Annotated in this window: 16 protein-coding genes; 13 read left to right on the forward strand and 3 right to left on the reverse strand. The window is 65.5% G+C overall.

Going from position 1 to position 13842, the window contains the following annotated elements:
- Positions 1 to 127 precede the first annotated feature (127 nt).
- Complete coding sequence (locus NQ490_RS07780) at positions 128 to 535, forward strand: DUF3237 family protein (protein WP_040918413.1); 408 nt, start codon at positions 128 to 130, stop codon at positions 533 to 535.
- Positions 536 to 597: 62 nt separating this feature from the next.
- On the opposite strand, the gene NQ490_RS07785 is transcribed toward NQ490_RS07780, so the two are convergent.
- Positions 598 to 1071 (reverse strand): pyridoxamine 5'-phosphate oxidase family protein, encoded by a 474-nt coding sequence (locus tag NQ490_RS07785; protein ID WP_007048024.1) that lies wholly within the window; start codon positions 1069 to 1071, stop codon positions 598 to 600.
- Between the two features lie 173 nt (positions 1072 to 1244).
- Between NQ490_RS07785 and NQ490_RS07790 the strand changes: the two genes are divergently transcribed.
- The 12 genes from NQ490_RS07790 (at position 1245) to NQ490_RS07845 (ending at position 12018) form a co-directional block, all read left to right on the forward strand.
- A complete protein-coding gene (locus NQ490_RS07790) occupies positions 1245 to 1730 on the forward strand; it encodes an RNA polymerase sigma factor (RefSeq protein WP_007048023.1) in 486 nt (161 codons plus the stop codon).
- A complete protein-coding gene (locus NQ490_RS07795; RefSeq protein ID WP_259951025.1) occupies positions 1727 to 2479 on the forward strand; it encodes a hypothetical protein in 753 nt (250 codons plus the stop codon). The genes NQ490_RS07790 and NQ490_RS07795 overlap by 4 nt, the downstream gene beginning before the upstream one ends.
- A gap of 15 nt (positions 2480 to 2494) precedes the next feature.
- A complete protein-coding gene (locus NQ490_RS07800) occupies positions 2495 to 3367 on the forward strand; it encodes an ABC transporter ATP-binding protein (RefSeq protein WP_007048022.1) in 873 nt (290 codons plus the stop codon).
- On the forward strand, positions 3364 to 4569 hold the full coding sequence (locus tag NQ490_RS07805) for a hypothetical protein (RefSeq protein WP_259951027.1): 1206 nt from the start codon (positions 3364 to 3366) through the stop codon (positions 4567 to 4569). Before NQ490_RS07800 ends, NQ490_RS07805 begins: the two co-directional genes overlap by 4 nt.
- 13 nt (positions 4570 to 4582) lie before the next feature.
- The gene (locus NQ490_RS07810) at positions 4583 to 5803 is read left to right on the forward strand and encodes a hypothetical protein (protein ID WP_007048005.1); all 1221 of its coding nucleotides are present in this window, start codon (positions 4583 to 4585) and stop codon (positions 5801 to 5803) included.
- 514 nt (positions 5804 to 6317) lie between these two features.
- Positions 6318 to 6908 (forward strand): cytidylate kinase-like family protein, encoded by a 591-nt coding sequence (locus NQ490_RS07815; RefSeq protein WP_007048003.1) that lies wholly within the window; start codon positions 6318 to 6320, stop codon positions 6906 to 6908.
- A 210-nt stretch (positions 6909 to 7118) separates the two neighbouring features.
- A complete protein-coding gene (locus NQ490_RS07820) occupies positions 7119 to 7955 on the forward strand; it encodes a transporter substrate-binding domain-containing protein (RefSeq protein WP_007048001.1) in 837 nt (278 codons plus the stop codon).
- A gap of 171 nt (positions 7956 to 8126) precedes the next feature.
- Complete coding sequence (locus NQ490_RS07825; RefSeq protein ID WP_007048000.1) at positions 8127 to 8801, forward strand: amino acid ABC transporter permease; 675 nt, start codon at positions 8127 to 8129, stop codon at positions 8799 to 8801.
- Entirely contained in the window at positions 8788 to 9534 is a 747-nt protein-coding gene (locus NQ490_RS07830; RefSeq protein ID WP_007047999.1) for an amino acid ABC transporter ATP-binding protein, read from the forward strand. Before NQ490_RS07825 ends, NQ490_RS07830 begins: the two co-directional genes overlap by 14 nt.
- A gap of 168 nt (positions 9535 to 9702) precedes the next feature.
- Positions 9703 to 10563: a transporter substrate-binding domain-containing protein gene (locus tag NQ490_RS07835; RefSeq protein WP_007047998.1), complete on the forward strand. Its 861-nt coding sequence runs from the start codon at positions 9703 to 9705 to the stop codon at positions 10561 to 10563.
- Positions 10563 to 11222: an amino acid ABC transporter permease gene (locus NQ490_RS07840; RefSeq protein WP_007047997.1), complete on the forward strand. Its 660-nt coding sequence runs from the start codon at positions 10563 to 10565 to the stop codon at positions 11220 to 11222. Before NQ490_RS07835 ends, NQ490_RS07840 begins: the two co-directional genes overlap by 1 nt.
- Before the next feature lie 13 nt (positions 11223 to 11235).
- Positions 11236 to 12018 carry an amino acid ABC transporter ATP-binding protein gene (locus tag NQ490_RS07845; protein WP_007047996.1) on the forward strand — a complete coding sequence of 261 codons (783 nt, stop codon included), beginning with the start codon at positions 11236 to 11238 and terminating at the stop codon, positions 12016 to 12018.
- A gap of 603 nt (positions 12019 to 12621) precedes the next feature.
- Here the strand turns inward: NQ490_RS07845 and trxA are convergent.
- Complete coding sequence (trxA, locus tag NQ490_RS07850) at positions 12622 to 12933, reverse strand: thioredoxin (protein WP_007047994.1); 312 nt, start codon at positions 12931 to 12933, stop codon at positions 12622 to 12624.
- A gap of 6 nt (positions 12934 to 12939) precedes the next feature.
- Entirely contained in the window at positions 12940 to 13812 is an 873-nt protein-coding gene (locus tag NQ490_RS07855) for an NAD(P)/FAD-dependent oxidoreductase (protein WP_007047993.1), read from the reverse strand.
- Positions 13813 to 13842 lie beyond the last annotated feature (30 nt).

Below are 13842 nucleotides of genomic sequence, written 5' to 3' on the forward strand. Positions count from 1 at the left end.
CATAAGCAGCTGTGCACTCTGCCAATTGCGGCGGAGGGCCCGGCGGCGGTACACTGAAACTGTACAAAACCAAAGCGGCGGGGATTCCGCCGTTTTCCCACAGCAACAGACAAAGGAGGCACTTTCTGTGCAGGAAGTATTGACGATTTGGGTGGATCTGGCGGATACCTATGAGGTGCAGGGGGCGTCCGGCATGGCCCGGCTGCTGCCCTTCACCGGCCGGGCCGAGGGGCCGGACTTCACCGGCGTGATCCTGCCCGGCGGGGTGGACACCCAGCGCCGGGCCCCCGGGGGATGCCTGCATCTGTCCGCCCGGTACATGCTGGAGGGCACCGACAGCAGCGGCGCCGCCTGCCGTATTTTTGTGGAAAACAACGCCGTCACCGACGCCGACGGCAAATTCCGCAAGACCCAGCCCGCCATCCTCACCGACAGCCCCGTGCTGGCCTGGCTGGAATCCGCCCGGCTGGAAGGCACCCTGACTTCCCGGGAAAAGGGAGTCGTCATCCGCATCTTCGCCCGGCCGCAGCCCTGACCGCTGCCCCGCAAAACCAGACACCCCCGCCCTGCGGTCCATGCCGCAGGGCGGGGGTGTTGTCATACCTTATGTTCCTTGGCGGTCCAGGCAGTGACCCGCAGCCGGTAGACCGCCGTGCGGTCCAGCATGGCCTCCGACACCGGCCAGTCCTCCCGGCCGGAATAGTGGGCCATGATCCGGTTCAGCCCCGCCAGCCGGGCTTCCCGGCCTTCCAGAAACTCCACCGTGCCCCGGCCCATGACGCTGCGGTAGGCGTAGGTGTACTCCTCCGCCTGATCCCCCGGCACCAGCCGGTGGCCGGTATCCATCTCAAAGCTGGCGGCAGGGTTCGCCCGCAGCAGTGCCAGCTTTTTGCCGGCGTCCGCCCCGTGAAAATAGAGCACCAGCGCTCCGTCCCCGGCCTCATAGCCGAAATTCAGCGGCACGATGTAGGCGCCCTCCCCGTCGGTCAGCCCCAGCCGGCAGACCCCGCAGGCCTTCACGATGTTCACCATGGCCCCGAATTCCGTGACCTCCCGGTCCTTTCTGCGCATGATCTTCCCGTCCTTTCCCCTGTAAACTTTTTTTACTATACCACACCGGGACGGGCCGCACAAGGCCCGCGGGGTTCCCGGCCGGCCCGGAAAGGCGTATACTAAAAAAATATCCGGAAGGTGCTCCTTTTTGGGGGCGCCGGTCGTTATACCCTGTGAACGGTGGTGAAAGGATGGACCAGGCGGAACTGGAAGCGCTGATGCTGGCGCAGTATGATACGATCTATGCCTATTGCTGGCGGCATGTGGGGCAGCAGGAGCTGGCCCGGGACCTGACCCAGACCACCTTTCTGCGGTTCTGGCAGCACCGGGACCGCTACCGCCACGACGGCCGGGCGCTGAACTACCTGTACACCATCGCGGGGAACCTCTGCAAGGACTGGTGCAAGCGGAAAAAGCCGGTGGCCCTGGAGGACCTGCCGGAAAGCCGGCGGGACCCCGGGGCGCCGTCCCCCGACCAGGACACCGCCCTCACCGTGCGGGCCGCCCTGGCCGCGCTGCCCTTTGCGCAGCGCAACGCCCTGCTGCTGTATTACGAGCAGGGGTTCACCGCCGCCGAGATCGCCGCCATCACCCACACCACGGTGCCCGCCGTGCGCTACCGGCTGCACCGGGCCAAACGCCGTTTACAGGAACTGCTGAAGGAGGAACTGCCATGACCCGCGAACCTGACTGGGCCGCCCTGCTGCGCCGGGACTCCCCGCCCGCCCCCGACCCGGCGGACAAGACCCGCACGGCGGCGCTGCTGCGCACCCTGCCGCCGCCCCGGCCCACCGGCCTGGGCTTTGTGTGGTGCCAGGCGGGGTTCATCCGCAAACGGATGTGGGCGCTGCAGTTCGCCGTGCTGGCCGCCGTGCTGCTGCTGGTCTGGGCCCACGGCCGCACCGGCGCCTACGCCCTGCGGCAGTACGCCCTCTGCGCCGCGGCGGCGCCGCTGCTCCTCATCGCCAACGTCCAGGACCTGGCCCGGGTCTACCACCAGGGCATGCTGGAACTGGAACTGGCCACCCGCTACAGCCTGCCCCGGGTCACGGCGGCCCGGCTGCTGGTCTTCGGCGTCTGCGACGCCGTGCTGCTGGGCATCTTCGCCGCCGTGGGGGCCGCCCTCAGCCGCGCCGACCTGGGGGTGGTGCTGCTCTACTGCCTGACCCCCTTCTGCGCCGTCAGCGCCCTCTGCATGGCCCTGCTGCGCCGCCTGCGCCCCGCCGCCTTCACCCGCGCCGCCCTGGCCGTCACCGCCGCCGTCATCTTTGTGCTGGTGCTGCCCGCTCCCCGGCTCCAGGGCCGCCTCTATGCCCCCGGCGCCCGCCCGGTCTGGGCCGCGGTGCTGGTGCTCTCGGTGCTGGCCCTGGCCCGCCAGACCCGCCGTCTTGCCCGGGAGGGCGGCCGGACGCTGCTCTCTCTTTAAAGAAAGGAAACCACCATGCGCACCTTGCAGACCGAACATCTGACCAAACGCTACGGCAGCTTTGCCGCCGTCCGGGATGTGTCCCTCACCCTGGGCAGCGGCGTCTACGGACTGCTGGGCGCCAACGGCGCCGGCAAAACCACCCTGATGCGGATGCTCTGCGGCATCCTGGACCCCACCGAGGGCACCGTCCGCTGCGACGGGGCGGAGATCACCCGTCTGGGGGAGGACTACCGGGCCCTGCTGGGCTATCTGCCCCAGGACTTCGGCTGTTACCCCGACTTCACCGGAGCGGAATTCCTGCGGTACATCGCGGCCCTCAAGGGGCTGACCCGGGCGGAGACCAGGCGCCGCACCGCCCAATTGCTGGAGCAGGTGGGGCTGGCCGACGCCGGGCGCAAAAAGCTTCGGGCCTACTCGGGCGGCATGCGGCAGCGGCTGGGCATTGCCCAGGCCATGCTCAACGACCCCGAGATCCTCATCCTGGACGAACCCACCGCGGGCCTGGACCCCCGGGAACGGGTGCGGTTCCGCAACCTCATCGCCGACTACGCCAAGGGGCGCACGGTGCTGCTCTCCACCCACATCGTCTCCGACGTGGAAGCCATCGCCGACCGCATCCTCCTGATGAAAAACGGCGCCATCGCCGACGAGGGCACCGTGGCGGAACTGGCGCAGAACGCCCGGGGCAAGGTCTGGACGCTGCGCACCGATGGGCAGACCGCCGCCCGGCTGGAATCGGTCTACAATGTGGCCAACCTCCGCCACGAGGGGGAGGGGGTGGAGCTGCGGCTCATCACCGCCGACCCGCCCGCGGGGGCGGTGGCCGCCGAACCCACCCTGGAGGATGTCTACCTCTGGCACTTTGCGGAGGAGGAACAACCATGACGCTGCTGGCCTGGGAACTGAAAAAACTGCTGAAACACCGGCTGACCCGGGTGCTGCTGGGGCTCTGTCTGGTGCTGGTGACGGCGGAACCCCTGGCGCTGGGCTTTGCCAACCTGGGCTTCGGCACCGAGGTGGCGTCCCCCACCTGGGAGTCCCGGGCCCGGGTGGTGCAGGCCACCGCCGACGCCGCCGCCTGGCACGGCCCCCTGACCCCGGCGGTGCTGCGGGCCGCCCGGCAGGACTGCCGCACCGTGCTGGAAAGCGGGGGAAGGGTGGACGGCCAGACCGCCTTTGTGCAGGGGGACATCCTCTACACCGCGGCGGAGGTGATGGTGGACGCCGGGATCCTGCCGTGGCAGGACTGGGCCGCCGGCATGACCGCCCTGGACGACGACACCCTCACCGCCTGCGACGCCCTGTGGCAGCAGGCGGCGGACCGGCAGATCGCCGCCGCCCCCGCCGCCTGGCAGGACACCCTGCGGGCCCTGAAAGACCGGGTGGCCCAGCCCTTTACCTACGACTGGACCGCCGGCCACGAGAGCGTCCTGGCCATGCTGGGCAACATCATGTTCCTGGTGGGGCTGCTCCTCAGCGCCGCGGTGCTGCCCCTCTTCTGCGGGGAGGTGCGCACCCGGGTGTACACCGTCAGCCACTGCGCCCGCCGCGGCCGGGGCGCCCTGGCCGCCGCCAAGCTGGCCGCCGCCCTCCTCTTTGCCGGGGGCGCCTTCGCGGTGTGTATGGGGGTCTTTGTGGCGGTCCAGCTGGCCATGTTCGGCAGCCGGGCCCTCTCCGCCTCCCTACAGATTGCCGACTTCCGCTGCCTCTTCCCCCTGACCCTGGGCCAGGCCGAAGCCCTCCTGCTGGGGGCGGGGCTGCTCTCCTGCCTGGCGGCCACCGCTCTGGCTGCTGCCCTCTCCGCCGCCTTCGACGGGGAATTCCCCGCCCTGGCCGCCCTGGCGGGCATCCTGGTCTTCCTGCGGGGACTCATCGCCTCCGGCTTCCTGGCCGGGCCGCTGGACTTCCTCCTCCGGGCCGTGCCCTTCCTGGCCGGCCTGTCCGACCTCACCGGCAACGCCCTGCTCACCCTGCCCGGCGGCCGGGTCCTGCCTGCCCTTTTGTACCAGATGGCCGTGCAGCCCCTCTGGCTGGTGGTGCTGCTGCCCCTGGCCGGGCGGGCGTACGTCCGCCGCCCGCATCCCTGAAAGGAGGTCCCCCATGCGCCTGTACTGCTGGGAACTGAAAAAGCTCCTCCGCCGCCGCTCCGCCCGGGTGGCCCTGCTGCTGCTTCTCCTCTGGACGGCGGCGGGCATCCTGGTCAACGTCTTTGTGAACAACGGCTACACCATCTCCAATGACCGGCCCCGGGTCTCCGGCCCCGCCGAGATCGCCCACCAGCTGGCCTGGGCCGAGCCCTGGCGGGGGCCCCTCACGGGGGAAAAGCTGGCCGCCGCCCAGAGCGTCATCTATGACTTCTACCAGGACCCCGCCCTCCGCACCCCCGACGGCAATGTGGATTTTGACGCCTGGGTGGAGGTCATCCGGCCCATGGGCGGCATGGGGGATGCGCTGTCCAACATCGCCGCCGAGGTGTACGACTACCCCTACAGCGAGGCCAGCGAACTGGAGCCGGACCGGCTGCTGACCTACTACGACGACCGGGCCGCCGCCGTGACCCGCTGGCTGGAAAGCCAGTTCGACGACCCCGACGACCGGGCCGTTTTTGAGGCTCAGGAGGCCGCCGTGAAGACCCCCTTTGTCTTTGACTGGTACAGCGGCCAGTTCACCGTGCTGGAGACCTTCCGGGACATCCTCATCGGGACCTGTCTCTTGCTGGGCATCGCCCTGGCGCCCCTCTTCAGCGACGAGATCCAGACCGGCGTGCTGGCCGTCAGCCACTGTGCCCGCCGCGGCCGCCGCCCCCTGACCCTGGCCAAGCTGGCCGCCGCCCTCACGGTGGCCGCAGGGGTGTGGGTCGTGGTGGCCCTTCTGCTGGTGGCGGGACAGCTGGTCTTCTTCGGCACCCGGGGGCTGGACTGCCCCATCCAGCTGCTCCGCCCCCTGGCCACCGCGCCCCTGACCTTCGGGGACTGCGAGGGTTTTGCCCTGGTCTTCGGGCTGGCCTGCTGCCTGGGCACCGCCGGCATCACGGCGGGCCTGTCGGGGCTGCTGCCCTCCAACTTCGCGGCGATGATCGCCGTCTTCGGCCTGCTGGTGCTCCAGCCCATGTTCGCCGGGCTGCTCCCCGACCGGTGGCAGCAGCTGGCGGCGCTGCTGCCCACGGCGGTGGATTTCTACGACCTCTTCCGCCAGAACCTCTACCACATCGGGCCGCTGCGCCTCTGGTCGCCCCTGGCCCAGCTGGCCGCCCAGCCGCTGTGGCTGGCGGTGATGATGCCGGCGGCGGGGGTGGCTTATGTGCGGCGGCAGGTGCGATGACGCCGCCCCGGCGCCTCAAAGAGGAGGTTCGGATTCAGCGGCTGCGCCGCGTCTCCTGCACCTCCCCTTTGGATTCCCACCGTCGCGCCCGAACCCGTTCTCATGCCGCGGGCGGCGACTCGAACGGGCCCGGACGCTCTCAAAGTATCGCCCTCGTCGGCACATGTCCGCCGAGGGCGATGGTTTTAAAATTCCACAGCCGCAGTTTTACGGTTTGAAAGTTTGGAATTTCTTTGCCTGGTTTCCCTGCAAAGGCGAGGCTCGGCAGTTTCCACGACTGCAGTTTCCCGGTTTATATGGTTGGAATTTCTTTGCTTGTTTTCCCTGCAAAGGCGAGGCAGGGCGGTTTCCACAGCCGCAACTTTACGGGTCAAAATGTTGGAATTTCTTTGCCTACTTTCTTTGCAAAGAAAGTAGGACTTGCGGGGGAGGCGGGGGCATGGTATCATAAGGGCAACACAAGACCGGCGCCGGGCTTCGGGCCGCGGCGCCCTGCACCCAAGGAGGTTGCCTCATGAAACGAATCATCACCATCGGCCGGGAATTCGGTGCCGGCGGCGGCGAACTGGGCCGGCGCCTGGCGCGGGAACTGGGCATCGCCTACTATGACCGGGACATCATCCTGCGCACGGCCAAGGCCAGCGCTCACCTGAGCCCCGAGCAGGTCCGCCGCTGGGACGAGCGGGTCCCCCACGAATTCGGCTTCACCCAGAGCCTGTTCAACTTCTACGACCGCCCCTTAAGCGAGGAACTGTGGAACGCCCAGGTGAAGGCCATCCGGGAACTGGCCGACAAGGAAAGCTGTGTCATCGTGGGCCGCAACGCCGACTACATCCTGCGGGAATTCGACCACTGCCTGCGGGTCTTCGTCCACGCCGACCGCAACTGGCGGCTCATGCATATGCGGGAACTGATGCCCGATACCCCCTTCGACCAGCTGGAGGCGGATATGGATTCCGCCGACCACGCCCGGCGGAACTACTGCGCCAAGCACACCGGCCAGATCTACGGCGACAGCCGCAACTACGACCTGACGCTGTGCACCAGCAAACTGGGCCTTGACAAGGCGCTGGAAATTCTGCTCTGTGCCGCCCGGAACCTGTAAAGCGAAATCCTGCCGAAACTTAAAAAAAGAAACCGAAAACGGCCCTGCAGCTTGACTTTCCATAGAAAAATGATATAATAGGAAAGTACGATGTATGGGAACTATCAAGGGCGATAGCATCCGTATGGATTGCTGTTGCCCTTTTTCTGTTCCTGCCGCATCGGATGCGGCCGCGGGCCGCAGATATTATAGAGAGAGGACGAGAACATTATGAAAAAATTGCTTGCTTTTGGTATGGCTGCCATGATGGCACTGTCTCTGGCTGCCTGCGGCGGCGCTGCTTCTTCCAGTGAAGCCGCTTCCAGCGAGGCTGCCTCCAGCGAAGCCGCTTCCTCCGGGGCCGCTTCCACCGCCGAGACCGCCGGTTCCGACAAGACCTGGGTCATCGCCACCGATACCGTTTTCAAGCCCTTTGAATACACCGATGCCAACGGCGACTTCGTGGGCATCGACGTGGACATCGTGGCTGCCATCGCTGAGGATCAGGGCTTTAAGTACGAGCTGAAGAGCCTGGGCTGGGACAGCGCCATCGCGGCCTGCCAGGCCGGCCAGGCGGACGGCATGATCGCCGGCGCCTCCATCACCGACGAGCGCAAGGCTTCCGGCTGGATGTTCTCTGACGGCTACTACACCGCCACCCAGACCATGACCGTGGCTGCCAACTCCGACATCACCGGCTTCGACGGCCTGCAGGGCAAGACCGTTGCCGTCAAGACCGGCACCCAGGGCGCTGCCTATGCCGAGAGCCTGAAGGATCAGTACGGCTTCAACATCACCTACTTCGAGGATTCCCCCACGATGTACCAGGCAGTCCTGGGCGGCCAGTGCGTGGCCTGCTTCGAGGATACCCCCATCATGCAGGCGTCCATCAAGGACGGCGGCCTGGCCCTGAAGGTCCTGGAAGATACCGCCAATGAGGGCGGCGACTACGGCTTCGCCATCTTCAACGCCGACAACCAGGAACTGCTGGATATGTTCAACGCCGGTCTGGCCGACATCAAGGCCAACGGCAAGTACGACGAGATCCTGGCCAAGTACCTGGGCTAAGCCTCACTTAGAGGAGGTGTCGCCGGTGTCGGCACATGTCCGCCCCCGGCGACGGATTTAAAAAGATCCCTTACAAATTCAATCGCCCGCGGGGACGCCTGACTGTTGCGGGCGTCCCCCGTTTTTTGTGTTCCCACCCTTTTACATTTCCCGAAAGGAGAGATCTGCCCCTTGATCCAGATCATCACCACCTACGGCGGTCTTCTGCTCACCGCCATGGGCCAGACGCTGCTGCTGGCGCTCTGCGGGCTGTTCTTCGCCTGCATTCTGGGCCTGATCTTCGGCCTGCTCAGTGTGGTCAAGAACCGCGCGTGCAACATTGTCTCCATCATCTTCGTGGACGCCATCCGCGGCGTGCCCATGATCGTGCTGGCCTACTTCATCTACTTCGGCATCCCCTACCTGCTCAACACCATTCTGGGCTTCGGCGGGGTGACCCTCACCGCTCTGCAGGCCGGCACCGTCTGTCTGGCACTGAACTGCGGCGCCTACATGGCCGAGATCATCCGCGCCGGTATCGAGAGCGTGGACAAGGGTCAGATGGAAGCCGCCCGCAGCCTCGGCCTGCCCTACTGGCGGGCCATGGTCCGCGTGGTGCTGCCCCAGGCCATCCGCACCATGATCCCCAGCATCATCAACCAGTTCATCATCACCCTGAAGGATACCTCCATCCTGTCGGTCATCGGCTTCCCCGAGCTGGTCAACACCGCCAAGAACGTGGTGGCCAATTCCTTCATGTCCTTCCAGGTCTGGGCCATCGTCGCCGTTATGTATCTCATCGTCATCACCATCCTGTCGGTGCTGGCCAAGCAGATGGAAAGGAGGCTCAACCGTGGCCGTGAATAAAAACAATGTGAAGATCCATGTCTCCCACCTCAAGAAGAACTTCGGCAACCTGGAAGTCCTCAAGGACGTCTCCGCCGACATCTGCGAGGGGGAAGTGGTGGTCATCCTGGGCCCCTCCGGCTCCGGCAAATCCACCTTCCTGCGCTGCCTCAACCGTCTGGAGGACATCACCGGCGGTGAGGTCATCGTGGACGGGCACGACCTCACCGACAAAAAGACCAACATCAACAAGGTCCGCGAAAATGTGGGCATGGTGTTCCAGCATTTCAACCTCTTCAACAACCTGAACGTGCTGGGCAACATGATGCTGGCCCCCACCGAGCTGAAAAAGGCCACCAAGGCCCAGGCCAAGGAAAACGCCCTCCGGCTGCTCACCCGGGTGGGCCTGGCCGACAAGGCCGAAGCCTATCCGGCCCAGCTGTCCGGCGGCCAGAAACAGCGGGTGGCCATCGCCCGCGCCCTGGCCATGAACCCCGACATCATGCTCTTCGACGAGCCTACCTCGGCCCTCGACCCTGAAATGGTGGGCGAGGTGCTCCAGGTCATGAAGCAGCTGGCCAGCGAGGGCATGACGATGGTGGTCGTCACCCACGAGATCGGCTTCGCCCGGGAAGTGGCCAGCCGGGTCATCTTCATGGAGGGCGGCTACATCGTGGAGGAAGGTACCCCCGACGAGGTCATCAACCATCCCCAGCAGCCCCGCACCATCGATTTCCTCAGCAAAGTGCTGTAATTTCCGGCAGAAATGGGCAAAGCGGCCCGTTTCTGCCTTTTTTTGCGGTTTTCCCTTGCACAAACGACGGTTTTGCGGTAGTATTAAACAATACCGTTACTTTACTGCTTTAGGACAGTGAAGATTCTGTGCGGAAAAACGGGACCCAATCAAGGGAGGAGAAGTATCATGAAAAAACTCATCAGCTTACTGCTGGCCGCCGGTATGGCCGCCAGCCTGGCCGCCTGCGGCTCCAGCGCCGCCACCAGCGAATCCGCTGCCACGGCGGATTCCACCAGCGAGGCCGCTTCCACTTCGGAAGCCGCCGAGGCCGAAACCACCGGCGAGAGCGACCTGCAGTACATCAAGGACAAGGGCAAGATGACCATCGGCTACACCGTCTACGCCCCCATGAACTACACCGACGACAACGGCGAGTTCGTGGGCTTTGACACCGAGCTGGCCACCGCCGTCTGCGAACAGCTGGGCGTGGAGCCGGAGTTCGTGGAGATCAACTGGGACACCAAGGTGGTGGAGCTGGACGCCAAGAGCATCGACTGCATCTGGAACGGCATGACCCTCACCGATGACATCATGGCCAACACTTCCTGCACCGAAGCCTACGCCAAGAACGCCCAGGTGGTCGTCATGAAGACGGGCAGCGGCTACACCTCCACCGCCGACCTGGTGGGCAAGACCGTGGTGGCCGAGGCCGGTTCCGCCGGTGAGACCACCATCCAGGAGGACGAGAACCTCTCCCAGGCCGACTACGTCAGCAAGGGCGTCCAGACCGACTGCCTGATGGAAGTGGCCGCCGGCACCGCCGACGCCGCCGTGCTGGACCTGACCCTGGCTTCCGCCATGATCGGTGAGGGCACCGACTACGCCGACCTGGAGATCGTGGATGAGCTCAACGCCGAGGAGTACGGCGTGGCCTTCCGCAAGGGCAGCGACGCTGCTGCCGCTGTGAACGATGCCTTCGCCGCCCTGCGCGCCGACGGCACCATGCAGGCCCTGGCCGACAAGTACGGCCTGACCCTGGCCGAGTGATGGGCGAGGCGGGTGTCATCTGGGGGCGCCTCACCGAAGCGTTCTGGCTCAACTGCCAGCTCTTCGGGCTGACGCTGCTCTTTGCGGTGCCGCTGGGCCTGGTGGTGGCCTTCGGCTCGATGAACCGGTTCGCCCCCCTGCGCGGGGCGGTCAAGACCTTTGTGTGGATCATCCGCGGCACCCCGCTGATGCTGCAGATCCTGGTCATCTATCTGGGCCCCGGCCTGCTGGGCTTCACCAGCCCCTGGCCTTCCGGGTCCAGCGGCCGTCTGGTGGCGGCGGTGGTGGCCTTTGCCATCAACTATGCCTGCTATTTTTCCGAGATCTACCGCGGCGGCATCGAGGCGGTCCCCAAGGGCCAGACCGAGGCCGGGCAGGTGCTGGGCATGACCCGCAGCCAGATCTTCTTCAAGGTCACGCTGCTCCAGGTCATCAAGCGCATCCTGCCCCCCATGGGCAACGAGATCATCACGCTGGTCAAGGATACCTCCCTGGCCAACGTCATCGCCAACAAGGACATCATCATGATGGCCAAGGAGTACAGCGCCAAGGGCCTGATCTGGCCGCTTTTCTCCACGGCGATCTTCTTCCTGGTCTTCGTGGGCGCCCTGACGCTGCTCTTCGGCTGGCTGGAAAAGCGGCTGGCCTATTTCCGCTGAGGAGGGGACTGCTATGGCATTATTGGAAGTGGCCGGCATCGGCAAGAGCTTCGGCAGTACCGCCGTGCTGCGGGATATCTCCTTTACGCTGGACCAGGGCGAGGCCATCGCCATCATCGGGTCGTCGGGTTCCGGCAAGACCACCCTTTTGCGCTGCCTGAATTTCCTGGAAACGGCGGACACCGGGTCCATCACGGTGGGGGGCGAGACGCTGTGGAGCGCCGCCGACGCCCGCACCCAGAGCGAGGCGGCCATCCGCAAGAAGCGGCTGCATTTCGGGCTGGTGTTCCAGAACTTCAACCTGTTCCCCCAGTACACGGCGCTGCAGAACGTCATGCTGGCGGGCCAGTTGCTGGCCAAGGAACGCCCCGACTACAAGCAGCACAAGAAGGAAATTCTGGCCGAGATCGAGGCCCACGCCCGGCAGCTGCTGGATGACATGGGCCTGTCCGACAGGGCGGGGCATTATCCCCACCAGCTCTCGGGCGGGCAGCAGCAGCGGGTGGCCATCGCCCGCGCCCTGGCCCTGAAACCCGATATTCTCTGCTTCGACGAGCCGACCTCGGCCCTCGACCCGGAACTCACCGGCGAGGTGCTGCGGGTGCTCCGCGACCTGGCGGCCCATAAGACCACCATGATCATCGTCACCCATGAGATGAAGTTCGCCCGGGATGTGGCGGACCACATCCTCTTCATGGACGGCGGCGTGGTGGTGGAACAGGGCCCCGCCAAGGAGGTCATCGACCATCCCAAGGAGGAACGGACGAGACAGTTCCTGGCCAGTTACGGAAAGTAAAACGGAGGTCCCCGCAAGGGGACCTTTTTTTTGTTGGGGCGGGAAGGTTTGCGCTTCCTTTCTGTGTTCCTTTTTGAGCGACCTGCAATAGCAGCAAGTTGCGCAGCCCGCCCAATGGCCCCGGTTCCGGGGCCGTGTATATGGGAACCAACGCGTTGCGTTGGTTTTTGCAGCGCGCTTTTTTCTGCGGGCGCGCTTGCGGGGCATAGCCCCGCAGGCAAAAAGCGCCGCATTCCGAGGCGCGGGGCACGGCTCAAGGGGCCTGCGGGCCCCTTAAGAAACCCCGGAGGTCTGGGGATGTCGCCCGAGACGATTTGATTTATCACGGCGGTGCAAGCTCACCGACCCGGCCCGCCCGTGGCTGCGGTGCAAGCTCATCCGGTCTCCGCGTTCTGAAACCCCGTCCGCCTTCGCGGGCGGGCCACGACCGGGAACGGGAAATTTCCCACCGCACCCCGGCGCATCCTGTTTTGGTTTGTCTGTTTCCTGTTTGCAAGGGGGGACCGGAACCCCATAAAAATATCCCGCAGGGGATCACCCTGCGGGATATTTTTTGTGAGAGTTTCTTCGGTTCCTTCTTTGCAAAGAAGGAACAAACAGGCATCAAAGCACCGTGCTCAGCCACTGCATGAGGGTGGCTTTGGGCATGAAGCCCACCTGGCGGGCCACCGGCTGGCCGTTCTTCAGCACCACCAGCGCCGGAATGCTGGAAATGCCGAACTGCTGGGCCAGGGCCAGGTTCTCATCCACGTCGATGCCGTAGAACAGCGCCTTGCCCTCCAGGTCGTTGCTGGCTTCCTCCAATACGGGAGCCAGCATCCGGCAGGGATTGCACCAGGTGGCGTTGAAATCCAGCACCGCCACATCGGCGGCCTGGGCCTGGGTCAGATCATTCTTGTGTACTTCGTGTACCATGTTGCATTACTCCTTTGTGTTGCGCTTCTGGGCGGCCAGGTACTCCACGGCGGACAGCGCCGCCACGTTGCCTTCTCCCGCCGCCTTCACATACTGATAGGGCAGTCCCACCGCGTCGCCGCAGGCAAAACAGCCCGGCAGATTGGTCTGCATCTTCGCGTTTACCGCCACGTGCCCGCCGGATCCCTCCAGCCCCGGCACCAGCTGGGTGGGCGCCATGGCGTCCCGCAGCAGGAACACCCCGTCCACCGGATACTCCCCGGCTTCGGTGTGCAGTGCCGTCACCACGGCCTCGCCGGTCACCGCCGTGGGCTTCTCCCGGAGCACCTGTACCGAGGCGGGCAGGTCCGGGTCCCCGTCGTAGAGGGGCAGGTAGAGCACCGACCCCGCGACCTCCGCCATATAGGCGGCCTCCGGCTCGGCCGCCGGGCTGGACCCGATCACCGCCACCCGCTTGCCCCGGTAGAGCGGCGCGTCACAGGTGGCACAGTAACTCACGCCCCGGCCCAGGAACTCCTCCTCGCCGGGCAGCGGCTTGCCCTGCACCACCCCCGTGGCCAGGATCACCGTCGTGGCTTCGTAGGTCTCGTTCGCCGTCTGGATGGCAAAATAGTCCCCCATGGCATAGACGGCGTTCACCCGGGCTTCGGTCACCGTCACCCCCATGGCATCCAGATGCCGCTGAAAGGCCGCCCGCAGCGCCTCGCCGCTGATGTCCGGCAGCCCCGGATAATTCCGGATGGTATGGGCCTTGCCGATCTTGTCGCTCAGGTCCTTGCTGCCGAAGAGCAGCACCGGCTTGCCCCGCAGGCTCGCCGTGATGGCCGCCGATACCCCCGCCGGCCCGCTGCCGATGATCGCAATCTCTGCACGTTCCATGGGACACCTCCCGAAAATTTCAAATTCCTA

Source organism: Subdoligranulum variabile (assembly GCF_025152575.1).
Lineage (GTDB): Bacteria > Bacillota > Clostridia > Oscillospirales > Ruminococcaceae > Gemmiger > Gemmiger variabilis.